Here is a 23,240-nt window from a genome sequence, read left to right as displayed (position 1 = left end):
CCATGAATTTCGATCCGCGCTTTTCAGGACGCAAGTTCGCTTCCGTCGGCACGCGCCCGATCCGCCCCGACGGCATCGACAAGGTGACCGGACGCGCCCGCTACGGCGCCGACTTCAACATGGCCGGCCAGCTCGTCGGCCGAATCCTGCGCAGCCCGCATGCGCATGCGGTGATCAGGAGCATCGATACGTCCAAGGCGGAAAAGCTCGCCGGCGTGAAGGCGGTGATCACGGCGAAGGACCTGCCGGACCTCACCGACGGCGACGCCGCCATGTACGACATCCTCGACAACTCGATGGCGCGCAAGAAGGCGCTCTATGACGGCCATGCGGTGGCCGCGGTGGCGGCGATCGACGCCCGCACCGCCCGCCAGGCGCTCAAGCTGATCGAGGTCGACTATGAGGTACTGCCGCATGTCACCGATGTCGACGAGGCCGCGCAGCATCACGCGCCGCTGATCAACGACCAGGTCTTTACGGAAGGCCTCGAGGAAAAGCCGGCCAAGCCCTCCAACATCACCAAGCGCACGCAGTTCGGCCATGGCGATGTCCACAAGGGTTTCGCCGAGGCCGATTTCGTCGTCGAACGCTCCTTCAAGACCGAGCAGACGCATCAGGGCTATATCGAGCCGCATGCCTGCGTGGCGAGCGTCAACGCCGACGGCACGGCGGACCTCTGGGTCTGCACGCAAGGGCATTTCGTCTACCGCCAGCATTGCGCCCAGCTGCTTGGGCTGGAGGCATCGAAGCTGCGCGTCACCTCGTCGGAGATCGGCGGCGGCTTCGGCGGCAAGACCCATGTGTGGGCCGAACCGGTGGCGCTGGCCCTCTCCCGCAAGGCCGGCCGTCCCGTGAAGCTGGTGATGACCCGCGACGAGGTGTTCCGCGCCTCGGGCCCGACCAGCGCCACCTCGATCGACGTCAAGATCGGCGCGAAGAAGGACGGCACCATCACCGCCGCGGAAGCGACGCTGCGCTATAGCTGCGGCCCCTATGCCGGCTCTTGGGCCGAGATCGGCGCGATGACGGCGTTCGCCTGCTACAAGCTCGAGAACGTCAAGACCGTCGGCTACGAAGTGCTGGTCAACCGGCCGAAGACCGCGGCCTATCGCGCGCCCTCCGCACCCATGGCGGCCTTCGCCGTGGAAAGCGTGGTGGACGAGCTCGCCAAGAAGCTCGGCATGGATGCGGTGGACTTCCGCATCAAGAACGCCGCCCAGGAAGGCACGCGCTCGTCCTACGGTCCGGTCTACGGGCCGATCGGCATCGGGCCGACGCTGGAGGCGGTGAAGAACCATCCGCACATGAAGGCGCCGTTGAAGGCCAACCAGGGGCGCGGCATGGCCTGCGGCTTCTGGTTCAATTTCGGCGGCCAGACCTGTACGGACCTCAACATCGGCATGGACGGCTCTGTCTCGCTGGCCGTGGGCACGGTGGATGTGGGCGGCTCCCGCGCCTCGCTGTCACTGGTGGCGGCGGAGGAGCTCGGCATCGACTACTCCCAGGTCAAGGCGATCGTCGCCGACACCTCCTCGCTCGGCTACAACGACATGACCGACGGCAGCCGCGGCACCTTCTCCTCCTCGATGGCGACGATCTCGGCCGCGCGCAACGCGATCAAGATCCTGCGCGAGCGCGCGGCGCAGATGTGGGATGTCCCGGTGGACGACGTCGTCTGGGAAAAGGGCCATGCGATTGCCAAGGGCGAGAAATACGGCAACCTGTCGCCGCTGTCGCTGAAGGAGATCGCCGCCGCCTCCGGCAAGACCGGCGGCCCGATCGCCGGCCATAGCGAGCTCGTGGCCGACGGCGCGGGCGTCTCCTTCGCCACGCATATCTGCGACGTCGAGGTCGACCCCGAGACCGGCTCGACCCGCGTGATCCGCTATACGGTGGTGCAGGATGCCGGCAAGGCGGTGCACCCGACCTATGTCGAGGGCCAGTACCAGGGCGGTGCGGCGCAAGGCATCGGCTGGGCGCTCAACGAGGAGTATATCTACGGCAAGGACGGGCGGCTGCAGAATGCGGGCTTCCTCGACTACCGCATCCCGGTCTGCTCCGACCTGCCGATGATCGACACGCAGATCCTGGAAATCCCCAACCCCAACCACCCCTATGGCGTGCGCGGCGTGGGCGAAACCTCGATCGTGCCGCCGCTGGCGGCGATCGCCAACGCGGTGTCGAACGCGGTGGGCGTGCGCATGACCCACATCCCGATGTCGCCGCCGCGGATTCTGGCGGCGCTGGACGCAGAGCGGGAAGGCTGAGAGAGCTAGGGCAAGGTGTGTTGAGATTCAGGTCAAGCCGAGCCGGAGTCGAAGACGGGCGCGAAGCGACCAGACAAGGTGGCTTCCGAGAACCGGAGCGGAGCGTACTTGAAGTACGTGAGCACCGGAAGCGCAGGAAGCCGTCATTCGCAAGCCGGCCTCACCTGAATATCGGCGCACCTTGAGGCGGTAATGGTCGAAGTCACCCTTTGGGGCTCGCTCAGCGCCGTCGCCGGAGGCAAGGCCAAGCACGACATCGAGGCCAAGGACATCAGGGAACTGTTCCGCAAGCTGGCGGAACAGTATCCCGGCATAGAGCCCTGGATCGACCGCGGCATCGCGGTGGCGATAGACGGGACGATCTATCGGGATACCTGGAGCAAGGAATTGCCGAAGGACGCGGAGATTTTCCTGCTGCCGAGATTGGCGGGGGGATAGCGGCCGAGCGGCCTGCCGGCATCGCTGGCTCGCAGATCCCGCGCTGACCGCTCGGGTAACCGCCTATCGCCTGAGCCCGAAAAAGCTCAGGACGGCGAGAATGACGACGACGAGGCCGACGATATAGATAATGCTGTGCATGGCATATCCTCCTATCGAGGATTAATAATTAGCGTGCACTAATGTTCCGCCGGTCGGCCTATCAGGGTGGCGGTCCGACCATTACGGTTTCCCGGTCTCCTTGGAACCGACGATCGCCGCCAGGATCGCCTCGTAGGCGCTTCCAACCTCCTCTTCGATCTCCTCCTCGGAAATACCTGCCGCCCTGGCATCGGCGAACAGCTTGCTGGTCAGCTCGGAGACCGAGATGATGTCCGCGCCCACGCTGCCGCGCAGCACATTATCGGTGATCCATTGGCCAAAGAACGCCACGCCACGCTCGCTCATCCGCCCTGCTCTTTCAGGAAATGCGCTTCGCGAAGAAGCGAGCTCCAGTCGGTTCCGGTCGTTTCGATCAGCTCGCCGGCTTGCTCCTGAGTGATGCCGGTTTCCCTTGCCAGGCGTCCTGCAAGCAATTCGAAGACGGCCTGGTCGCCCTCCCCCAGGCTGCCTTCGCGATGCTGCAGCGCCTCGAAGATCACCTCGAAAACGCTGTCGACTTCCTCGTCGATCTCGCTGGCCGCGATGCCTTCGCGCCCGGCCGCCTTCATCATCTCGTCGGCGAGATCAGCCACCGCGACGCGGTCATCCGTCAGCAGGTTGGGCAGATGCTCCGCCATCCATTTGTCGAAAAAATCGAGACCGCGCCTGCTCATCTGGCCATAAGCGCGCGACGGACATTAGGTTCCGCTGATACGGCCCTCGATCCGACTGAGGTCCCATTCGACGGCGCATTGGTCCATCGCGTGAAACATAAACCCTGCGATCTCATTAGGACTGCGCTGACGAGCAATCAGTCCCTTCATCGTCAGCCGGCTGGATCGCCGGCCACTTGCCCACAGGTGGCCGGCATCCGATGAAAGAACAAGGGCCGGGGCAGAGGTGAACAGTGTCGATTTCCAATGAGTTGCGGGACGCCCGTCTCCGCTATGAATGCCCGAATTGCCATCAGCAGATCGTTCGAAACGGTTCGTGGTTCAAGGCGGTGAGCACCTTCCCCTGCGACGCCTGCAAGGCCAAGCTCAGGCTCGGCTATTCGGCCAAGCTGGCGCTTTTCGAACGTCACAGCAAGGCGGCGTTCTCGGGGGCGTGATCCATGCGGATGAGCTCCCGCGACCCTTTTGCCGGGCAGCAGCTTCTTTTTCGGGAGCCGTTCGAAATGCCCGCGAACGACAACGGCGCGTTCCATCGCCGCGATCTATCCCTGCTCGATCTCATCCCGGCCGATGACGGACTTCCAAAGATCTCCGGAAAAGCGGAGCGCATGGGCATCGCGGCGGCCGTGGGCGTAGCAATCAGCCTTTTCATCGGGCCGGTGGTGTTCACCTGCCTGATGCTAGGCGTCTGGAACGCGGCCCTGGAAAAGAACGGAGGCAAGCATGATCACCACGACTTTGGAAACCAGGGTGGCGGGTTTGCAGGACAGGCTGAGACAAGCCAATCTCAGCATGGATGACATGCTGGCCTTCCAAAAGGTCGCGGACGTGCTCGACAACGGCCATGGCGGCATCGACGTCGACGACCTGATCGCGCTGTCGTTCGTGGTGGAGGAGGAGGATTGAGGGCGAGACGGTCCCCGGTCCAACCTGGTCGAAGTCCCCCTTTGGCGTCCGCTCAGCGCCGTCGCCGGAGGCAGCCAGGTACGACGCCAAGGACATCAGGGAGCTGTTTCGCAAACTGGCGGAACAGTATCCCGCATAGAGCCTTGGGTCGATCGCGGAATCGCGGTGGCAATTAACGGGACGATTGATCGAGGTACGTCGAGTAAAGAGCTGCCACGAAGTGGCGGAGACATTCCTGCGGCGGTTGGCCGGAGGTTGTGAGGGCGGAGCCAAAGCAACTACGTCAGCCAGCCTTGGCGATGGTGTGACTACTAGTAGCCTAGCGCCGTGCCGCTCGTCCAGCAAGCCTTAGCACATTCCTACCGGACGACATTGTTTGCCTCTTGGCGGCTCTGCCACAGCGGCGCAGATGCGATAACAGGTAACCGCGCATAAACGGCCATGTCGCCATTATCAGTATTGTTCATGCAGAGCTGCAAAAATATATTCGCATTATGCATGAGATTCCTGACAATTTATTTGCAGCGCAGCAAATGCTGACCGACACGATAAAGCTGCAGACCGAGAGCCTCGGAGCGATTTTTCGCTCGTACGATGTGAGAGCTGGTGTTGCTGCCGCTGGCGGACTGCTTACAGTTCCGGAACTTCAAGCCAACACCGTCAGGCTTGAGGCCATTGCGCATCTGATTGTCGCAAGCGCGACCGGAAAGAAGAAGCCGAATAAGCAGGATGCAGCGAGATGGTTCAAGCAGGTGGGGCAAGCTTTCGCGCACATGGAGGATGCGGCCGAGGACGTGTTTGTAGCGCGCGTGCACATGCAGGGACGAAACTACCGGATACTCGAAGGGCTGGCGGAGGCTAACGGCCATCATCTGCAACATATGCTGACGGCCGTTGAGCATATGCCCGACCATGGAGTGTATGCCGCGCTCAAGCAGGCTTGCCTAGCGATGCTTTTGCTATCCGACCTCGTCTGCGCCCGTTCAGAACTGGCGGCCTTTTGCTGTGGTGGTGAATATGGTCTCGATGCATTGCCCCTAGATCATCTTCCGACCATGAAGACACTAGCGGCGCGTGTTACCTTTTCGAGCGGCGATCTGGCCGATGCGGGCGTTAGCTGGCGAGCCCTTGAGCGGTTTTGTTTGTCGCCAACACAGCGCAACGTAGGCTTCGGCGGCGATGGCGACAGTTGGCTTGAAAGGCGACCGTTGATCGATTTCCAAGATGAAATCGTCGTTGCGCTGCCTTCTGCTATGGGAGTTGCGATACGCAGAGCTGTGATAGAGACCTGCCAGGAGGCCGGAGCGATGTTCGCACTCTGGACCGGCCTGCTTGTTGCCCAGACTGACGAACTCTCGCTGAACCCGTCAATTTCGAATATCGGCATTCCTCCTACGGAAATGAAGCGAGATTCGTATGTGGTTCCCTCTGAGCCCGTCGAGTTTCAGCCGGGGTTGTGGTTTCAACTCGTCCTCCTGACGGATGACTTCGCCGGCTTCCATGAAACTGGTTTCAGCCGACCTGGGCCATCTAGTGAGAAGGCGCAGGCGGAGCTCCAGCAAACGATACACAAAGCAGCTGACGACGTTCGAAACCGGCCTGGCTTCAAACTTGGATTTACACTAGTCGTGTTGTGCGGCTTCGGTCGCGGACAACTTGTAAAGTTTACCCGGCCTATCAATTGGCTAGTTGAAGGTATTAGCAGCTACGATCTCGATGTGCTCGGGTGGCGGCACGACTTCAATATTGCCGAGCTGTTGAAATTCCTTTTGGCTGAAATTACAGCGGAACATATGGGCTTTCCATTGTTAGCGATAAATGGGCTCCTTGCTCGTATCGGCTTCGCGTACGACAACAGAGGTCATGTCGTGCCACATGAGGCCATGCCGGATGGCACGGAGAGAGCAACGCTCATGGTGCCAACTAATGCGCATTTGCGGCTCAGAACTAAGCACCATGCTCGCTTCGACAAGCACGCAGTCAGCGATGCAGCAGGCAATGTGCTGATAGTCCGCCGCAAGGATGGCGGTAAACGTTCACCCCAGAATGTACAACGGATCTACGTCTCGCATGTTGACGCCCGAGCGCTACGCTATCGTGGGGTATGGAGATCGGGCCGTCGAACCTGGTGGCTCGAAACCATCCCCTCTGCGGAGCGCTCGCATCTTTACCCTATCTTTGAAATGCAGATGGTTTGGATGGAGCGCCTTGCCCCAATTCTTGCGCAGCGCTTACCAAATCTCCCGGATATTCTGACATGGAAGCTTATTACTCCCGCATGGCCGGTTATCCGATCTGAGGAGATCAGCCCACCGTCGGTAGACGACCTAAAGGCCGCCATCCGTTCGTCCTGCGATCACAACGGGTATGTCATCACTACCGAAATCGGACTGCCGTTCTTTCACGGTCTCTCTCACCGCGACAATGTTTCGGAAGTTAGTTTGATAGAAGCTTTCGTTACGCAAGTTGTTACTCTTGCAGAAGAGGTCAAAGTAGGCATTGCTGAGCTTTTGTGTGAAATCGTTCCTTCATCCGAGGCGCGGCAACTACATGCGTTCGCGCCTCAGGACTTCCGTGATCATGTACGAGAATCGGTTTCGCAGAAGGTAGTAAAAATTAGCCAGTTCGATGATGCTGCCATTCGCTTGGGACTTGGCTGGCATGGGCTCCCGCGACCGGGCGGCACGGTGAAAGGACGCGACGAGTGCACTAGGGTGCTAAACGCGATCACAACGGCGGCAGAGGAAATGTTTTGCGAGTATCTGAGGCAGTTCGAGCGACGCGCACTCATTCGCCGAGTCATAGAAAATCACGAAGCGTCCATCATCGACAAGTCCCGGTGGGAGCGGACCTCAGGCGCTGTCCTCGACCTTTCGGCCAATCCAGAGGAATCCCGCCAAGAGATTTACGAGAGCATTTTGAAAGCAAACGCCACGGGGTTTGCAAGCCGTGTCATTTTGGAGGCCGCACTTTGTGAATGTCCGGTGGATGCCGGCTTCGAGGTTGCAGATTTTGACCTGTCCAATCTGATGGCGCTCGCGATGATGATCCATCACCTCGGCGGTTATTCCGATGCCATTCGCTACGAGGGCATGCGACCCGAAATACGCATCTCGCCAGCCGGCGAGGTGCAGATCGACGTATCATTCTTCGACGCCATCGTAACGCCGGTGGGTGAATCGTTCGTCAGCGATCGGATCGACCGAAGCCGCCGCGACTATTCAGAATTGCTGCATGATCCTGAACTGGTCACCGAAGAACAAGCAAACAACCGAACGGACGAGCGTTTCGTGGCCGCATGGCAGGCGGAAATGGGCATATCCCTGAAGGATTTCCGCACGGCGCTCGAAGCGCTGGAAAATCGCCTTTTCAAGACGGGGCAGGCCTGGGAGATATTGCCCAGATCGGAACTGCTTCGCTACCTCGCTGAACATGTCGATTCTGCGGAACAGTTTATCTCGTCAGTAGAGCTGCGACCGCGTGACGGCTGGAAGAATATCCCACCGCCTTACACCGATCAGGATAGACAGCCGTGGCGGTTCAGGCGGCGATTGTCTGTCGTGCAACGGCCCATTCTTCGTCTGGAACCGTCCGCTGAATCAGACGTGTTAGTTGCGCCAGGCATGATCCGGGATGCCTTCCGCGTCCAGCTTCACAATTTCTACCATGGTCAGTATGATCTCAGTTCTATTGCTACGAAAGAGATGCGAAGCTGGCGAGATCACATCGTTGCGAAAGAAGCGGCCGAGTTTGAAGAGCGAGTTGTCGCGCGCCTAAAGGAACTCGGATGGCAAGCAAAACGAGGTGCGAAATTCTCACACGTTCTTGGCCGCAAATTATCTGAGGACCCCGGCGACATCGATGTTCTGGCATGGCATTCGGACGGGCGCGTTATGCTCCTCGAATGCAAGGATCTTCAGTTCGCCAAAACTTCCAGCGAAATTGCCAAGCAACTTTACAAATTTCGAGGCAAGGCGGATGAAAAAGGCCGCCCGGACCTGCTTGGCAAGCACCTCAAGCGAATGGAACTTGCACAGGGCAACGCAGTTGCGTTTCAATCCCATCTTAAGCTCCGCGACGTGCGGATGGGTGGCGCTCTGGTCTTTGCCCACACTGTTCCAATGAGCTTTGCTGCAGAACGGATAGGCCACACCATAACGTTGCTGACGTATGACCAACTCGAAATAGCTTTTGGAGTCCACTCCAGCCCCTGAAACAACCCCAATGAGGCCAGTTAGAGACCCCCTCACACCCCCAGCGTCGGCGCCGTATTCACCTCCAGAGCCTCTTCCGCTTCGTCCTCCTCGCCCAGCACCTCGCCCTTCACCGGCAGTGGGCGGCCGATCCAGATCGGGTCGATCAGGTGGTCGCGCTTGGGGTTGGTGGTGTTGGGGTGGATGAGGATGCTCAGGCCCCCGTGGTTCAGCATCAGCCAGGGAACCAGCGTGGCGAAGATCTCGGTGGCGAAGGAGACCTGGTACATGGCCTGCTCGTGCGGGCCGACCGGCTCGTCGCGCCAGTTGCCGAGGCGCACGCGGAAACGCTCGCCGATGCGTTCGCGCAGCCATTCGGCCTGCCGGCGCTCGGCCGCGTCGCCGTAATAGATGTGAGCGTGATAGCTGGCGATCTCGGCGAGTTGCCTGACGTCTTTCATCGCGTGCTCCGCTCCCTGGTGGTTCCAATACGCAGCGGAACTCTAGGCGGTTCTTCGTTTCCTGGAAACGGCTGGCCGCTCTACAGACTGTTTAGCATCGGGGTGGTTGGCGCGCGATCGCGGACGCCGGCGCTGCCCCTCATCCGGCCGCTACGCGGCCACCTTCTCCCCGTCGGGGAGAAGAGACTGGCGCTCATGCCGACAATCTCCTCTGCCCTCTCTGCGCGTGCGAGGAAAAGGGCGGCCGCCCGCCGCTCGCGACAATGTGTATGGCCGCCATTTCAGACTTCGCTTATCAACGATGCAGCATGCCATCCAGATTTCCCGGACAGCCCCGTCCGGCGAACGAGACGTCTTTGTAAATGAGGCAAGGGATGGAGGGGGAGCGGCGACGGAACGGGCTTTGACACGCCTCTGGCGTGGTCGTTGGCGCCCGGAAGCGGGCGGCAAGGCGCGCTGAGGCGGGCGCGTTCCGGCATCTTCGAAGCGGGCAATCACGGCGAGAGCGTGCCGGTCGAAACGGCACGCCCAACACCAACACGCAAACCCGGGCGCCAGCCCGAGGGCGCGTGACAGGTCTGCTTTGCCCTCTCCCTCAGTCCGAGTGCGTTTTGGCGGTTTTCCAGCGGGGGTTCGGCATGTCGCATCTACTGTTTCTGCTCGCGCTCGGCTTCGTCGCCTGGCAATGGTTCGCCAAGGGGCGAAGCGAGGCGAAAGGCGCTCGACGGGAAAATGTGCGGCCGAAAGGCGGCCGGCGCGCCGCGCTCCGGACCGCGCCGTCCGGCGATGCCGACGACGACAGCGAAGGCGACGAGGTCGGCGATGTCGCCAAGGCGGTGTCGAGCTTCCTCGGCGAGAAAGGTTTTCTGGGCGAGAAAGGCCTGCTTGGCGATGCCCTGCTTGGCGAGACAGGGCGGGAACTGCTCGGCCAGGCGGTCAGCCGCGCCTTGCAGGACTCCGGTGTCGCCAAGGAGATCGAGCGCAAAGCGGCCGAGGCGCTGAAGCCGATCAGGCAGGCGGCGGCCAGGCAGACGGCAGGCCGGCAGGCGCAGGGGAAGCAGGCGCAGGGCAAGCAGCGGGCCAGATACCTGCTCGACGGCGATGGCGGCTACCGGCAGCGGACGGACCGCACCGCGCGGCTCCAACAATCCTTCAGGGGCAAGGGCCTCTGCTCGCCGCGTTAACGCGGCTCGCATCTTGAATCGGCTATCCGCTCCAACTCTCTGTTTTTAAACGTAAATCCTTGAGGCCCGCGCGGGGCGTGCCTCCAACCAAGCGAGGGAATGAAAATGGCAATCACCAGGCAGGTCATCACGTCTCTGCAACGCGACGGCACCGATGCGCTGGGCACCAGGACGGTCGCGATGAAGATCGTCGACGAGAGCATCGTCTCGGGCTCGCTGCTCACCGTGGAAAGCAACCATTTCTGCATCCTGAAATCGCGCGGCGCGGTGCTCAATGTCTACGAGACCGGGCAATATGCGCTGCAGACGCCGGACAAGCCGCTGGTCGGCTCGGTGGTGCAGGGCTTCTTCGGCGGCTCGTCGCCCTGGGTCTACGAGGTCATCTACATCAACCGCTCGAAGCTCCTGGTGCGCAACGAGGGCGTGGCGACCAGCGCCGAGATGGCGGAGATGTCCTATGTGGTGGACTACTATATCCACATCGACAGCAAGGAAGAGGCGCTCGACCTCATCACCCACATGCCCTTCGCGGGCTCGGTGATCGACACCAAGGAGATCGCCGACTATGCCGGGCCGGCCATCGAGCAGGCGATCAACCAGATCATCCAGATCACCAAGATGGAGAACGTCAACGAGCGCATTAGCGACGTGCGCGAGGCGGTGAAGGCGCATCTCACCGATTTCCTGAAGGTCTACGGCATCATGCTGAACGACCTCAAGGTGCTGATCATGCCGCGCGACGAGCGCATGCGCGAATTGATCTCGCTGCAAGCGATCGGCCTCACCCCCATCGAGGCGGTGCGCTATTACCTGGCGCTGCGCATGGCGGACAAAGGCCTGGTGTCGGCGCCCAATGCGGCTGCCGGCGTGCGTTCCAGATCGGCGGCCAGCCGACAGGCTTCTACCCGCTGGGCGACGAAGTGGGCGCCACAAGATGAGCCGCTTCTACGAGGCCGGGCTGCTGGCGCAGGTCGGGATCAACCTGTTCTACGGCTACGGCTATAATTTCTACCGGCAGGAGAACCAGCTGCGTGCCGACGACCAGCGGGTGCGCCAGATGGCGTGCTCGCTGCTTGGCCGGGCACGCGCGGGGCTCGACGCGGCCGAGAGCCGCTACCGGCGCGAGAACATCGCGCCGCCCACCCGGGCCAATCCCTTCCCCGATCCGGCCGTCGTCGCCAACGCCCAGGCGCTGGAGCGGCTCGGCCGCGAGGTGGGCGGGCTGGAAGGGCTGATCCGTCACCAGCCGGTGCCGGAGAACGACCGCATGGCGCAGCGCTACCGGCGGGAAGCCGCGACGCTCGCCACGCTCGCCGAAAAGGATGCGGTGCTGGTGGGCCAGGCGGAGCTCTTGCGCTCGCTGGTCGAGGGCGCCGCGGCCGAAGCGATCCTCGCCAGCAAGAGCGAGATCGAGACCGGCATCGCCGCCATCGCGACGACCTTGCGCGACCGGCAGACGTTCTTGCTGTGAGGCGAGCAACGTATCGAATCGCGCTCCGGCGGGTCGCCAGAGCGCGGTTGGTCAGAACCGTCTTCTGTTCAAAGGCCGCTTCATGGCGATGCGGGCGAAATTCTCCAGCGTGCGCGGCACCGGCGCCTCCTCGATCGCCTCGATGGCGCCTTTCATCGCGGCCTCCTGCCGAAAGCGCGCCACCCAATCCTCGGTCAGGTCATCGCGCTGGATCCTGAGTTGAGAGACCGGCACGGTTGCCGGCGCCGGAACATCGAGCAATTCAGCGACGGCTTCGAGGTAGGGCCTCGGTTCCGGCAACAGATCCTCGTAGAAGAAATGCCGGTGGTGCAATTGCGAAAGATCCACATAGGCCCGCCAGAACGCATAGCTCTGCTCGATCTGGAAGAAGGCCTGGCTGATGCCGGCGAAGCTGTAGGGAACGGGCGATTCGGCTCCCTTGTCGCGGCTCGTCCATAAGAGCGAGACGCTGGCGCGGTAGAAGGAAATGGCCTGCCTCAGCCGATCGCGGCGTTCGAGCAGGATGAAGCCCAGATCGCTTTTCTTTCGAACTTCCAGCAGGAAGTCCTTGCCGCACTTGCCCTTCGACCAGCTCAGATGGCGCGGAAACACCTTGATGGCGAAGCGGCCGTTGGCGGTCGAGGCTTCGCGGATCACCGTCTCCTCGAGCACATCGTATCGGCGCGGCTCCGGACCGAGATGGAGCTGCTTCAGCCATTCTCCTGAGCGGCCCATGATGCCCGTCGCATTGGTGAGACTTCCAAGCCAGTTCGAACCGCTTCTTCCCTCGGTTAAAACCGCAACCCCCTTCAATATGTCCTGTCCTCCTTTGCCCGCCGCCGGTAATGCCGCAGGAACGCGCGGGCTCGGCGCTCCATTCCCGCCACCCCTTCCTTTTCGCCCGAGCGGATCGGCCGCTCCCAACCGACATCCGTCTCGATGCTCTTCCGCGGCTGCAGCTCCCGGCAGCCTTTCGAAAGGGGGTTCGGCGCTTCATCGAACCGCCGAGCCAATATTTTCTTTTACGCAATTCTGGACGGAAGGCTACGCCCAGGCGCCCGCCCGACTGTTTTATACCCGTTTTGAAAGTGCGAGGCGGCTCATGCCTTCTTGCTGGCGAGCCGCTCGAGCGCGTCGACGATGAGGTCGCAGAATTTCCGGTGGTCGAGCTTCATCGCCACGGTGTGGCGGAAGTTCACCTGCTCGCTCGACGTGCCGCCGAAATGGCGCATGCCGCCCATCTTCTCGAAATTGCAGACCGTCATGCCCTTGGTCCAGCGGCCGGCTGTCTCGACGCGGATATCGGCCTTCTCGGTGGTGAAGACGCCCGGGTCGATTATGGCCGCGACGCAGCAGGCGTCATGGACGGCGGGATATGCGATCTGCAAGAGACCGCCATGGGTGGTCGCGATGAACTCCCAGATGTCGAGGATGAACTTGGCGATCGGGCCGCCGACGGCGCGCACCCTGTCCTGCAACTCGGGCGTGGCCAGGGCCTGGTGCGTCAGGTCGAGCCCCACCATGGTGACGTCCCAGCCGGCGCGGAACACCACGTCGGCCGCCTCGGGATCGGCATAGACGTTGAACTCTGCCGCGGGCGTGATGTTGCCGCGCGTGAAGCTGCCGCCCATGGCTACCACCTTCTTCACCCGCCCGACGATGCGCGGGTCCTTGCGGGCGGCGAGCGCGATGTTGGTATAGGGGCCGACCGGCACCAGCGTGACGGTTTTCGGCTCATGCGCCATGACGGTGTCGATGATGAAGTCGACCGCATGGCGCCTGTCGAGATCGAAGGAGGCCGGCGGCAGCTCGGGGCCGTCGAGCCCGGTCTCGCCATGGATCTCGACGGCCAGCACCTGGTCGCTGACCAAGGGACCGGGCGAGCCCTTCGCCACCGGCACCTTGATGCCGTAGGCAGTGCAGGTCGAGAGCGCGTTGCGCGTGGTGTTCTCGACATTGTGGTTGCCCGAAACCGTGGTGATGCCGAGCAGGTCGATGTTTGGATTGCCGGCCGCCAGCAGGATGGCGATGGCGTCGTCGTGCCCCGGATCGCAGTCGAGGATGATCTTTTCCATGGGTGGCGTCCTCCTGTCGGCGGGGTTCGCCGCGATTACAGACGCCGTGCCGGACGGCGTCAAGCTTGTCGGCCGGTGCGGAGGTTGTGCCAGGTCGCGGACGGCGCTCCCCTACCCTTTGCCATTGACCCCGCTCCCCCACAGCGCGCGCTGGAACAGCCCGCGCTTCCGCTTCCTCGAAACCAGCTCCACATCGCTGACCAGCCGCGCGCCGCCTTCGCGCCGCTCCAGCGTGATCTTTCGCGTATGAAACGCCTCCAGCTCTGCGCGGTGGGCGACGCTGACGATGGTGACCCTTGGCAATTCCTGGATCACCGTCTGCATCATCTTGTCCTGGCTCTTCTCGTCCAGCGCCGAGGTCGCCTCGTCGAGCACGACGATGTCGGGCGCGTGCAGCAGAAGGCGGGCGAAGGCCAGGCGCTGCTTCTCGCCGCCCGACAGCGTCTGGTCCCACGGCGCCTCCTCCTCCAGCCGGTCCTTCAGATAGGCAAGGCCGACCTTGTCGAGGGCAGCCTCGATCTCTTTCGTCTTCCAGTTGTCGGCGGCGGCCGGATAGGCGGTGGCGCGGCGCAGCGTGCCCGACGGGATATAGGGGCGCTGCGGCAGCATGAAGAGGCGCTTGCCCGGGTGGAAATCGACGTTGCCGCTGCCCCAGGGCCACAGCCCCGCGATGGCGCGCACCAGCGTCGACTTGCCGGTGCCGGATTCACCCGAGACCAGCACGCGCTCGCCAGGCTCGATCTCGACCTCGGTTTCCTTCACCACCGAGGTGCCGTCGTCGAGCGTCACGGAAAGATTTTTGAGGCTGAGCATGGCGCCGTCCTCGGTCTCGCCGCGCTGGATACGGCCCAGCCGGTCGTTCTTCTCGGCGCGCTCCAGCCCGTCGAGCGACATCATCAGCGAGGCGATGCGGTGGGCAGAGGCGTTCCAGTCGGCGAGCCGGGGATAATTGTCGACCAGCCAGCCGAACGCGCCCTGCACCAGCGCGAAGGCGGAGGCTGCCTGCATGACCTGTCCAAGGCTCATCGAGCCGTCGAGGAATTTCGGCGCGCATAGAAGCACCGGCACCACCGGCGCGAACAGGCTGGAGCCTTGCGAGACCAGCGTGGTGCGCATGTGCTGGCCGGTGAGCCGCGCCCAGCGGCCGAGCACGCCGGCGAAAGTGCGGTCGATGCCGGCGTTCTCCTCTTCCTCGCCGCCCAGCAGCGCGATGCTCTCGCCATTCTCGCGCACACGCGTCAGCACGTAGCGGAACTCGGCTTCGGCCTGGTTCTTGTCCTCGGAAAGCTGGACGAAGCGGCGGCCGATGACGAACATCGAGGTCGAGGTGATGGCCGCGTAGATGACCGCGGTGACGACGAGAAAGCCGGGCACGGTGATTGTGGAGCCGCCAAGGGTAAAACTCAGCGCGCCGCCGATGGTCCACAAGACGACGATGAAGGTCGAGGCCGACAGGAAAGCGTTGAGGACGCCGGCGACGAAATCGACCGGCGATTCGGTCGCGATGCGCAGATCCTCGGTGAGGCGGGCCTCGGGATTGGCGTGGTCGCCCTTGACGAGGTTGAGCTGGTAGTAGCGGCCGCTGGCCAGCCAGCGTTGGATCACCGCCGTGGTCAGCCAGGAGCGCCAGCGGCGCTGCATGGTCATGCGCAGGTAGACTTGCGCGACGACCAGGCTGATGCTGCCGGCGACCAGCGGCAGGAAGATGGCGCTGAGCCAATAGACGGTGTGGGCGTCGCGCTGCTCGATGGCATCGAAGATCGCGCGGTTCCAGCGGTTGATGCCGTACTGAAAACCGACATTGACGCAGATCAGCGTGAGCAGCCCGATCGTGAGCGGCCAGGCGAGCTTGTCGCCACGCAAACCCCAATAGCCCCGCCCGCTGATCCAGAAGCGCCTGAGCAGGTATTTCTTGCGGGCGCGCTCGGCCTCCTCGGGCGAAAGCGCGGGACCGGGCTCGGCGGCCTCGGGCGGCGGCGACCCGGCATGACCGATGGCCTCCGGCGCGGCATCGGCGGGTGCTTTCTCTTTGGGCGGGTTCTCGTCGGTCTGTGGCTTGCGCCGCCGGGCCTTGTCCTCCGTCGCCTTGGCATCCGGAACTTTGGCATCCGGAATTTTGTCCGGCACCTTGTCTTCCAGCGTCCTATCCGCGCGCGGCTTCGCTTCCCCGCGCTGCTTCACCTGGCGCGGCTTTACCGGACGCTTGTTTGTGGCGCGCGGTGTGGCTCTGTCAGCCGGTTTCAGTTTGCGCTTGGCCGGGGGCATCGCGCGACAACGGCCCAAAAATCAAAAGGTTTCACCTGTAGGACCAGCAGGGCAATCGCCGAGGGCCGTCTCGACTTCGCCGGGACGGAGCGGGGGCTGCGCTGCCGTACACGATTGATCTGGCGGAATCGTGCCGCGTGCCGAAGCAGGCTCCCTCTAAGCGGCGTTGCCGCCACGGGAACTACGCAGCGGCTCGAAAAGCGCCTCGGAGGCGACGTCGAAGGCGAGCGCGTCGGGCATCGGGAGCGCCGCCGAAAACAGATAGCCCTGCCCGATCATGCAGCCCAGCGAGCGCAGGATCATGCGGTCGGCGTCGGTCTCGACGCCCTCGGCCATCACCTCGATGCCCAGCGTCCGGCCGAGGCCGATCACCGCCTCGACCACGGCCTGGTCCTCGACGGATTTCGCCAGGTCGCGCACGAAATCCTTGTCGATCTTGATCTTGCGGATGCGTCTGTCCTTGAGCGACACCAGGGTCGAGAAGCCGGTGCCGAAATCGTCGAGCACGATCGATATGCCCGCATCGGCCAGGCGCCCGACCTTTTCGTCGACCCGGTCGCGGTCGACCGGCGCCTCCTCGGTGATTTCGATCTCGAGCATGGCGGCCGGCACATTCCTCGTCTTCAGGCCGGTCAGGATCATGTCGTCGACGTTGCCGGCCTCGAGCTCGCGCGGCGAGAGGTTCATCGCGACACGGACATCGCGGCGCCCGTGTGTCACGAGCTCGCCGATCATGGCGCAGCAATTCAAGAACACCGTCTCGGTCAATAGCGAAAGCAGCCCGGTTTCACGCGCGGCGGTGACGATCTCGGGCGGAGAGATGGCACCATGGACATGGTGATGCCAGCGCAGCAGCGCCTCGAAGCCGACGACCGCGTTGGTGTCGAGCCGCACCAGCGGCTGGAACCAGCAACAAAGAGTGCCGGTTTCAATGGCCCCACGCAAATCGCGTTCGATGCGGTTCTTGCGCTCCAGGGCAGCGTCCAGCCCGGCGTCGAAGAGGCAGTGTTCGTTCCGGCCGCCGCGCTTGGCCGCGTATAGCGCGAAATCCGCTTTGAGCAGCATCTCGGTCAATTGCGGCTTTTCCGCCTGGTATATGCCGATCGAGGCGCCGACGCGCACCGAGTTCAGCTCCGGATCCGGATTGGCGATCGCCGCAATGATGGCGGAGGCGAGCGCGCCCGCCGCTTGCTGCGACCTGACGGCGGAGAAAAGCAGCACGAATTCGTCGCCGCCGATGCGCGCGATCGTAGCGCCTTGCGGGGCGTGGTCCTCGATCCGGCGCGCCACCTTGACCAGAAGGCCGTCGCCGATGGTGTGGCCGTAAGTGTCGTTGACGGATTTGAAGCCATCGAGGTCGATCAGCATGGCCACGAACGGGCCGTCGGAAAGGCCGAGCTTGGCGATGGCCTGTTCCAGCCCGTAGCGGTTGAGCAGGTTGGTCAGCGGGTCGCGCCAGGAGTTGCGCTCCATCTCGGCGGCGAATTCGCGCGCCTCGTATTTAAGACGGCTCGTTTCGCGGAAGCGGTATTGTCCGAGCAGCGCGCTCCTGATCATGCCGCCGAGGAAAAGCAGGATCGTGAAGGCGAGCACGTAGTTTTCGACGCCGCCCCTGGCCAGGACGAAACCGGCGGCGGTGAGGAGCGGCAGGGTGACGAAATTGATCGAAGCCGGTGCGTAGGAGTTGCCGTAGGTGACCGAACCGGCCGCAGTGCCGGCAAGCACGATGAGATAGAGCGGCGCCTGGCTGGTCGTGTATCCGTCGCTCAGCAGCGCCAGAAACGACCAGGCGATGCCCGAGGCAAGCGCCAGCAGGCCATAGAGGGAAAGCCGGGCGCCCACCGCCTGAGGCCTGTCGTCGGCCGCGCCTGATTGGGCGACGGCAAGCACGACCCGCGCGCCGTTGATCAAGGCGATCGCGATAAACCACAGCACCGCGGCAAGGCCGCCGCCCGACAAGAGCTGCACCGCCAGGATCAGGCCCGAGAGCACCGTGCCTATGGGCATCGAGATGAAGACGCCCTTGCTCAGATCCGCAAGCTGGTCGCGCAAGATGCCTGCGTCCACGGCTCCGCCGCGTCCCCCGGAAGAGGGACCCGCCGCCAGCCGCTCGTCATGCCTGTCCATGCCCTAGTGGGTAGGCAAGCGGGATGAAAATCGTGTTAAGGATTTCAGCGGTTTACGTCGCATTTTTGCGATTGGCGACGCACAGTGGACAGAAAACCCGGGCGCCGCCAGGCGCCCGGGTTGTATTTGGTGGTCCGTATGCGGTTCACTTCGTCCCGGCTGCCGCCTTTTCGATGAGGTCGGCGACGGCCTTGGGATTGGAGACGTAGACGGCGTGGCTGCCGGGCACTTCCACCGTCGTCGCCTTGGCGCGGCCGGCCATCTGGCGCTGCGCCGGCGGCGGGATCATGTGGTCGTCGGTGGCAACGAGGTACCATGACGGCTTCACCTTCCAGGCCGGCTTGGTGACCTTGCCTTCAAGCGCGGCCACACCCCACGGAACCTGCGAGTCGGCCATGAACGAGGCGAGCTCGGGCCTGACGTCGGCGGCGAACGAAGCGGCGAACTTCGCCTTGTCCAGCATCAGGAAGCCGTCGACAGGCGGAAGGATCGGCGGCACCGCGGCGCCGGGAGGCGGGTTGGCGATCAGGCTCGAGACCGACTCGCCGGCATCGGCGGCGAAGGCCGCGATGTAGACGACGCTCTTCACTTTAGGATCGGTGCCGGCTTCCGAGACCACGACGCCGCCATAGGAATGGCCGACCAGGATGACGTCGCCCTTGGCGGCGGCGATGGCGCGCTTGGTGACGGCGACGTCGTCGGCGAGCGATGTGGTCGGGTTCTGGACGATGGTGACGTCGTAACCGTCCTTCTTGAGGATCTTATAGACACCCTCCCAGCCGGAACCGTCGACGAAGCCGCCATGGACGAGGACGACGGATTTCGCAGGCTGGGCACTTGCCGTTCCGGCGGCGACGCCGAGGGCCAAGGCGGCGGAAGCGATGATTGCAGCGGTAGACATTTGAGTTCTCCTTTTCAAAAGCGTTTGTTTGCGTTGCTTGCAGGAGAACTATGCGACGGAGAGGCCGAGCTCGCTTTCAGGCGGCCTTCAGGACCTCTTGATTTTCCCTTGAGATCGCTTTGATTTTGCATGCCCGACGCGATTAGAGTGTCCGCATATTCACGGCGCGGCCCGGAGCAATCGATTTTGGCGTATCATTTCGAGGACTTTGCCCTGGACGGCGACCGGCGCGAATTGCGCCGAGGCAACGACCTGATCGCCGTCGAGCCGCAAGTATTCGATCTTCTGCAATATCTGATCCGCAACCGCGACAGGGTCGTGAGCAAGGACGATCTGGTCGACGCCGTCTGGCAGGGCCGGATCGTGTCCGACGCCACCTTGGCCAGCCGCATCAATGCCGCCCGCGGCGCGCTCAGCGACAATGGCGAGGACCAGCGGCTGATCCGCACCATCCTGCGCAGGGGGCTGCGCTTCGTCGGCACGGTGCGCGAGGACGGCGGCGCGCAGGGTGCCGGCACGGCGGAGCAAGCTGCCCCCTGCCCCGAAATTCCCGGTCGTCCCTCCATTGCCGTGCTGCCCTTCCAGAACATGAGCGGCGATCCGGAGCAGGATTATTTCGCCGACGGCATGGTCGAGGACATCATCACCGGCCTATCACGCATCCGCTGGCTGTTCGTCATCGCGCGGAACTCGAGCTTCACCTACAAGGGCCGCGCGGTGGATGTGAAGCAGGTCGGGCGGGAACTCGGCGTGCGCTATGTGCTGGAAGGCTCGGTGCGCAAGGTGGGCAGCCGCGTGCGCATCACCGGCCAGTTGATCGACGCCGAGGATGGCGGCCATCTTTGGGCCGAGCGCTACGATCGCGATCTTACCGATGTGTTCGCGCTGCAGGACGAGATCACCGTCGCCGTGGTGGCGGCGATCGAGCCCAACCTGCGTCGCGTCGAGATCGAGCGTGTCAGGCGCAAGCGCCCCGACAGCCTCGACGCCTATGATCTTCTGTTGCGGGCGCTTCCCGACGTCTACACCTTCATGCCTCAGGGCGCGGCCAAGGGACTGCCACTGCTCGACCAGGCCCTCGCCATAGAGCCGACCTATGCGCTGGCGCACGGCTTCGCCGCCTGGGCGCACCAGACGCTGTTCATCCGCGGCGGCCTGAAGGCCGAGCATCGCGACAAGGCGGCCCGCCATGCCCACGCGGCGATCGAGCACGGCTCGGGCGACGCGATGGCGCTGGCCCTGGCCGGCTTCACCATCGGCCTGGTCGAGCACGACCGCGGGCTGGCCGACGAGGCCTTTGCTGCAGCGCTTTCGCTCAGCGCCTCCTGCGCTTTCGTCTATGCCTTCGGCTGCGTGCCGGTGGCCTATGGCGGCGACGCAGCGCGCGCCATCGACTGGTGCGAAAAGGCGATGCGGCTCAGCCCGATGGACGCCATGAGCTGCGTGCCGCAAGGCATTATCGGCTTTGCCAATTTCCTGGCCGGCCGACATGAGCAGGCGGTCGCCGCCGGCCGCCGGGCAGTCGAGATGAATCCGGGCTTCAGCATCCTGCATGGCTGGCTGGCGGCGCCGCTGGCGCGGCTTGGACGGATCGATGAGGCAAAGGTCTCGGCCAAGCGGCTGATGGCGCTCGACCCGCATTTCACCATCGGCGGTTGGTCGGAAGCGGTCGGAATTGCGCCTGAAATCATCGACGATGTAACCGGCGCCCTGAGGGCGGCGGGACTGCCGGAATAGCCCATCAGGCATGGAGCCTCGGCCCGACCGAGAAGTTCTTTAGCCGTTGAACGGAAATTCCCAGTGGACTACCGGAATTGGTCCGCATGGCACGGCACGGGCGAATCCTGTCGTGTTTGTGTGGCTCGATGGCTAGTGGAGTTGGAAGATCATGACCCTAACCAATCGCGACCTCATCGAGCTCACGGAATGGCGACGCAAGCTGCACCGGCAGCCGGAAATCTCGAATGAGGAGGAAAAGACCGCGAAGGAGGTGGTGAGCTTCCTCGCCGATACGGGGCCGGACAAGGTGTTGACCGGGCTCGGCGGCCATGGCGTGGCTGCGGTCTATGATAGCGGGAAGGCCGGGCCGACGGTGCTGTTCCGCTCGGAGCTCGACGCGCTGCCGATCGAGGAGCTTTCGGGTGTCGAGCATGCCTCGCAGGTGCCGGGCAAGTCGCATATGTGCGGCCATGACGGGCACACCGCGATCCTGGCGGCGCTCGGCCGGCAGCTTGGGCGCGAGAGGCCGGCGCGCGGGCGCGTCGTCTTGATGTTCCAGCCGGCGGAGGAAACCGGCAATGGCGCGGCCGGGGTCGTCGCCGACCCGCGCTTTGGCGAGATCCAGCCGGACTTTGCCTTCTCGCTGCACAATCTGCCGGGCGTGCCGTTCGGCGAGGTGCGGCTGAAGGCCGGCACCGTCAACTGCGCCTCGCGCGGCATGCGCATCGTGCTCGAAGGCAAGACCGCGCATTCCTCGATGCCGGAGACCGGCATCTCGCCGATGCCGGCGGTGAGCGAGCTGATGCCGGCGCTGCCCGCGCTCGGACGCGGAACCTCCACTGACGAGGATTTCGGCATGGTCACCGTCACCCATTGCGCGATGGGCGAAGCCGTGTTCGGCATTGCGCCCGGCTATGCGGAGGTGTGGGCGACGCTGCGCACCCGCCGCGACGAACGCATGGCCGAGCAGGTCGCCGCCGCGGAAGCGCTTGGCGCGAAGATCGCCGCCAAGCACAGGCTCTCGGTGCGCTTCGACTATCACGAAATCTTCGTCGCCAGCGTCAACGCGCCGGATGCGGTCGAGCACCTCAACCGCGCGCTCGATGAGGAAGGCGTTGCGCGCAGCGAAGAGGCGCTGCCGATGCGCGCCTCCGAGGATTTCGGCATCTTCGGCCACAATGCGAAGTCGGCGATGTTCTTCCTCGGTGCCGGGGAGCGGCATCCGTCGCTTCACAATCCAGACTACGACTTCCCGGACGACCTCATCCCGATCGGCTCCAGAATATTCATGCGCACGGCGCGCAACCTGCTCGGCTGAATGATTCCACGCTGAAGATGGCCCTTCCGATCAGCATCCACCGCCATGCGGCCTAGCGCAGGATCCGGTCCGCTGCGCGATTTTTTTGCGCGCGATGCCACGCTCGTCGCGCGCGAGATGATCGGCGGGGCGCTTGCACTTGCCGGCATCGGCGGCGTCATCGTCGAGACCGAGGCATACCGGCCCGACGACCCCGCCTCGCACAGCTTTCGCGGCCGCACGCCGCGCAACGCGCCGATGTACGGCGCGCCCGGCACGGCCTATGTGTACCGTTCCTACGGCCTGCATTGGTGCCTGAACGCGGTGTGCCTGCCGGGCAGCGCCGTGCTGATCCGGGCCATCCAGCCGCAATCCGGCATCGCCGCGATGCGCGAGCGGCGGGGCACCGAAAATGACCGCCTGCTCTGCTCCGGCCCCGGCAAGCTCTGCCAGGCGCTCGGTATCGACGGCTCGCATAACGGGCTCTCGCTCGCCGCGCCGCCCTTCGAATTCGCGCGCTCGCAGACCGATCCGGCCGCTATCCTCAGCGGACGCAGGATCGGCCTAACAAAAGGCGTGCAAGCCGAGTGGCGCTTCGGTCTCGGCGGGTCGGCCTATCTCAGCCGGAAATTTTGAGCTGCGGCGGGGGCTCAGACTTCCATGCTGTCGAAAAGGAAAATCTGAACACCCGACTCATCGGGTGCGTAAAGCCGGCGATCGGCGCCCGCCGCTTTTCCCTCCGGACTCGCCATTCCTATTTTCATCGCGCCGAGATCGTCGAAATGCAGCACCCCGATCAAGTAGACATCGGATGGTCCGGCGGCCACGGTGACGGGCCCTTGGCTGACCTCATATTTCCTCAGACCCGGGATCTTCTTGGCCAGCGGTATGTGAGTTTCGAAATAATGCTTGTCGAACGCCTTCGCGTCAGCCGGCTGCTTATAGATAACGACCATTCCAGCCATTGCGGCTCTCTCCTTTTGGTGGACGAACCAAGGACGAATGGGCGGGTGGAAACGGAACGGAGCGCAGAAAAGAATCCGAAAATCGGCTCGAAGCGCGGCGATGCGGCTGTCGGTTCTTCCATCCGCTTTCGAGACCTTCTCGCTTGTGCGAAGGTG

Annotated in this window: 20 protein-coding genes; 11 read left to right on the top strand and 9 right to left on the bottom strand. The window is 63.5% G+C overall.

Going from position 1 to position 23,240, the window contains the following annotated elements; all coding sequences use genetic code 11:
• Positions 1–2 precede the first annotated feature (2 nt).
• Positions 3–2,267: a xanthine dehydrogenase family protein molybdopterin-binding subunit gene (locus MJ8_RS12540; RefSeq protein ID WP_201414655.1), complete on the top strand. Its 2,265-nt coding sequence runs from the start codon at positions 3–5 to the stop codon at positions 2,265–2,267.
• Between the two features lie 192 nt (positions 2,268–2,459).
• The gene (locus MJ8_RS12535; protein WP_041001561.1) at positions 2,460–2,705 is read left to right on the top strand and encodes a MoaD/ThiS family protein; all 246 of its coding nucleotides are present in this window, start codon (positions 2,460–2,462) and stop codon (positions 2,703–2,705) included.
• Between the two features lie 222 nt (positions 2,706–2,927).
• Here the strand turns inward: MJ8_RS12535 and MJ8_RS12530 are convergent, their stop codons facing one another.
• Together MJ8_RS12530 and MJ8_RS12525 are read right to left on the bottom strand one after the other, a co-directional pair.
• Positions 2,928–3,152, bottom strand: a complete 225-nt coding sequence (locus MJ8_RS12530) for a DUF768 domain-containing protein (protein ID WP_201414654.1) — start codon at positions 3,150–3,152, stop codon at positions 2,928–2,930.
• A complete protein-coding gene (locus tag MJ8_RS12525) occupies positions 3,149–3,520 on the bottom strand; it encodes a DUF768 domain-containing protein (protein WP_201414653.1) in 372 nt (123 codons plus the stop codon). The genes MJ8_RS12530 and MJ8_RS12525 overlap by 4 nt, the downstream gene beginning before the upstream one ends.
• Positions 3,521–3,753: 233 nt before the next feature.
• Here MJ8_RS12525 and MJ8_RS12520 point away from each other — a divergent pair, with 233 nt between their 5' ends.
• The 3 genes from MJ8_RS12520 (at position 3,754) to MJ8_RS12505 (ending at position 8,640) form a co-directional block, all read left to right on the top strand.
• On the top strand, positions 3,754–3,957 hold the full coding sequence (locus MJ8_RS12520; protein ID WP_201414652.1) for a hypothetical protein: 204 nt from the start codon (positions 3,754–3,756) through the stop codon (positions 3,955–3,957).
• A gap of 9 nt (positions 3,958–3,966) precedes the next feature.
• On the top strand, positions 3,967–4,320 hold the full coding sequence (locus tag MJ8_RS12515; protein ID WP_201415648.1) for a hypothetical protein: 354 nt from the start codon (positions 3,967–3,969) through the stop codon (positions 4,318–4,320).
• Between the two features lie 639 nt (positions 4,321–4,959).
• Positions 4,960–8,640, top strand: coding sequence for a hypothetical protein (locus tag MJ8_RS12505; protein WP_201414650.1), 3,681 nt, complete (start codon positions 4,960–4,962; stop codon positions 8,638–8,640).
• Positions 8,641–8,672: 32 nt separating this feature from the next.
• Here MJ8_RS12505 and MJ8_RS12500 read toward each other — a convergent pair whose 3' ends face one another.
• Positions 8,673–9,080: a DOPA 4,5-dioxygenase family protein gene (locus MJ8_RS12500; protein WP_201414649.1), complete on the bottom strand. Its 408-nt coding sequence runs from the start codon at positions 9,078–9,080 to the stop codon at positions 8,673–8,675.
• A 638-nt stretch (positions 9,081–9,718) separates the two neighbouring features.
• On the opposite strand from MJ8_RS12500, the gene MJ8_RS12495 reads away from it, so the two are divergent.
• The 3 genes from MJ8_RS12495 to MJ8_RS12485 all read left to right on the top strand — a co-directional run bounded on the left by MJ8_RS12495 (position 9,719) and on the right by MJ8_RS12485 (position 11,735).
• Positions 9,719–10,264 carry a hypothetical protein gene (locus tag MJ8_RS12495; protein ID WP_201414648.1) on the top strand — a complete coding sequence of 182 codons (546 nt, stop codon included), beginning with the start codon at positions 9,719–9,721 and terminating at the stop codon, positions 10,262–10,264.
• Between the two features lie 105 nt (positions 10,265–10,369).
• Positions 10,370–11,269, top strand: a complete 900-nt coding sequence (locus MJ8_RS12490; RefSeq protein WP_201414647.1) for an SPFH domain-containing protein — start codon at positions 10,370–10,372, stop codon at positions 11,267–11,269.
• Positions 11,199–11,735: a hypothetical protein gene (locus tag MJ8_RS12485; protein ID WP_201414646.1), complete on the top strand. Its 537-nt coding sequence runs from the start codon at positions 11,199–11,201 to the stop codon at positions 11,733–11,735. Before MJ8_RS12490 ends, MJ8_RS12485 begins: the two co-directional genes overlap by 71 nt.
• A gap of 51 nt (positions 11,736–11,786) precedes the next feature.
• Here the strand turns inward: MJ8_RS12485 and MJ8_RS12480 are convergent, their stop codons facing one another.
• From MJ8_RS12480 to MJ8_RS12460, 5 genes are all read right to left on the bottom strand, one after another.
• Complete coding sequence (locus MJ8_RS12480) at positions 11,787–12,548, bottom strand: Stf0 family sulfotransferase (protein ID WP_201414645.1); 762 nt, start codon at positions 12,546–12,548, stop codon at positions 11,787–11,789.
• Positions 12,549–12,835: 287 nt separating this feature from the next.
• Positions 12,836–13,810, bottom strand: a complete 975-nt coding sequence (locus MJ8_RS12475) for a nucleoside hydrolase (RefSeq protein WP_201414644.1) — start codon at positions 13,808–13,810, stop codon at positions 12,836–12,838.
• Between the two features lie 111 nt (positions 13,811–13,921).
• Positions 13,922–16,075 (bottom strand): ABC transporter ATP-binding protein/permease, encoded by a 2,154-nt coding sequence (locus MJ8_RS12470; protein WP_412177100.1) that lies wholly within the window; start codon positions 16,073–16,075, stop codon positions 13,922–13,924.
• Between the two features lie 156 nt (positions 16,076–16,231).
• Complete coding sequence (locus MJ8_RS12465) at positions 16,232–18,142, bottom strand: putative bifunctional diguanylate cyclase/phosphodiesterase (RefSeq protein ID WP_225248233.1); 1,911 nt, start codon at positions 18,140–18,142, stop codon at positions 16,232–16,234.
• 205 nt (positions 18,143–18,347) lie between these two features.
• The gene (locus MJ8_RS12460) at positions 18,348–19,103 is read right to left on the bottom strand and encodes an alpha/beta fold hydrolase (RefSeq protein ID WP_225248232.1); all 756 of its coding nucleotides are present in this window, start codon (positions 19,101–19,103) and stop codon (positions 18,348–18,350) included.
• 186 nt (positions 19,104–19,289) lie between these two features.
• On the opposite strand from MJ8_RS12460, the gene MJ8_RS12455 reads away from it, so the two are divergent.
• The 3 genes from MJ8_RS12455 to MJ8_RS12445 all read left to right on the top strand — a co-directional run bounded on the left by MJ8_RS12455 (position 19,290) and on the right by MJ8_RS12445 (position 22,755).
• Positions 19,290–20,840: a winged helix-turn-helix domain-containing tetratricopeptide repeat protein gene (locus MJ8_RS12455; protein WP_201414641.1), complete on the top strand. Its 1,551-nt coding sequence runs from the start codon at positions 19,290–19,292 to the stop codon at positions 20,838–20,840.
• Between the two features lie 151 nt (positions 20,841–20,991).
• On the top strand, positions 20,992–22,140 hold the full coding sequence (locus MJ8_RS12450; protein ID WP_201414640.1) for an amidohydrolase: 1,149 nt from the start codon (positions 20,992–20,994) through the stop codon (positions 22,138–22,140).
• Between the two features lie 45 nt (positions 22,141–22,185).
• A complete protein-coding gene (locus MJ8_RS12445; RefSeq protein WP_201414639.1) occupies positions 22,186–22,755 on the top strand; it encodes a DNA-3-methyladenine glycosylase in 570 nt (189 codons plus the stop codon).
• A 14-nt stretch (positions 22,756–22,769) separates the two neighbouring features.
• On the opposite strand, the gene MJ8_RS12440 is transcribed toward MJ8_RS12445, so the two are convergent.
• Positions 22,770–23,084, bottom strand: coding sequence for an EthD family reductase (locus MJ8_RS12440; protein ID WP_201414638.1), 315 nt, complete (start codon positions 23,082–23,084; stop codon positions 22,770–22,772).
• Positions 23,085–23,240: the final 156 nt, after the last annotated feature.

Source organism: Mesorhizobium sp. J8 (assembly GCF_016591715.1).
Classification (GTDB): Bacteria; Pseudomonadota; Alphaproteobacteria; order Rhizobiales; family Rhizobiaceae; genus Mesorhizobium.
Note: the sequence above shows the minus strand (reverse complement) of the source record. Positions and strands in the feature narration are given on the sequence as shown.

What these genes read in the sequence shown, in the direction of transcription:
- MJ8_RS12525 (WP_201414653.1), bottom strand. Translation starts at nt 3,520, where the DNA reads ATGAGCAGGCGCGGTCTCGATTTTTTCGACAAATGGATGGCGGAGCAT.
- MJ8_RS12440 (WP_201414638.1), bottom strand. Translation starts at nt 23,084, where the DNA reads ATGGCTGGAATGGTCGTTATCTATAAGCAGCCGGCTGACGCGAAGGCG.
- MJ8_RS12460 (WP_225248232.1), bottom strand. Translation starts at nt 19,103, where the DNA reads ATGTCTACCGCTGCAATCATCGCTTCCGCCGCCTTGGCCCTCGGCGTC.
- MJ8_RS12475 (WP_201414644.1), bottom strand. Translation starts at nt 13,810, where the DNA reads ATGGAAAAGATCATCCTCGACTGCGATCCGGGGCACGACGACGCCATC.
- MJ8_RS12505 (WP_201414650.1), top strand. Translation starts at nt 4,960, where the DNA reads ATGCTGACCGACACGATAAAGCTGCAGACCGAGAGCCTCGGAGCGATT.
- MJ8_RS12495 (WP_201414648.1), top strand. Translation starts at nt 9,719, where the DNA reads ATGTCGCATCTACTGTTTCTGCTCGCGCTCGGCTTCGTCGCCTGGCAA.
- MJ8_RS12500 (WP_201414649.1), bottom strand. Translation starts at nt 9,080, where the DNA reads ATGAAAGACGTCAGGCAACTCGCCGAGATCGCCAGCTATCACGCTCAC.
- MJ8_RS12530 (WP_201414654.1), bottom strand. Translation starts at nt 3,152, where the DNA reads ATGAGCGAGCGTGGCGTGGCGTTCTTTGGCCAATGGATCACCGATAAT.
- MJ8_RS12485 (WP_201414646.1), top strand. Translation starts at nt 11,199, where the DNA reads ATGAGCCGCTTCTACGAGGCCGGGCTGCTGGCGCAGGTCGGGATCAAC.
- MJ8_RS12470 (WP_412177100.1), bottom strand. Translation starts at nt 16,075, where the DNA reads ATGCCCCCGGCCAAGCGCAAACTGAAACCGGCTGACAGAGCCACACCG.
- MJ8_RS12535 (WP_041001561.1), top strand. Translation starts at nt 2,460, where the DNA reads ATGGTCGAAGTCACCCTTTGGGGCTCGCTCAGCGCCGTCGCCGGAGGC.
- MJ8_RS12490 (WP_201414647.1), top strand. Translation starts at nt 10,370, where the DNA reads ATGGCAATCACCAGGCAGGTCATCACGTCTCTGCAACGCGACGGCACC.
- MJ8_RS12540 (WP_201414655.1), top strand. Translation starts at nt 3, where the DNA reads ATGAATTTCGATCCGCGCTTTTCAGGACGCAAGTTCGCTTCCGTCGGC.
- MJ8_RS12445 (WP_201414639.1), top strand. Translation starts at nt 22,186, where the DNA reads ATGCGGCCTAGCGCAGGATCCGGTCCGCTGCGCGATTTTTTTGCGCGC.
- MJ8_RS12450 (WP_201414640.1), top strand. Translation starts at nt 20,992, where the DNA reads ATGACCCTAACCAATCGCGACCTCATCGAGCTCACGGAATGGCGACGC.
- MJ8_RS12515 (WP_201415648.1), top strand. Translation starts at nt 3,967, where the DNA reads ATGAGCTCCCGCGACCCTTTTGCCGGGCAGCAGCTTCTTTTTCGGGAG.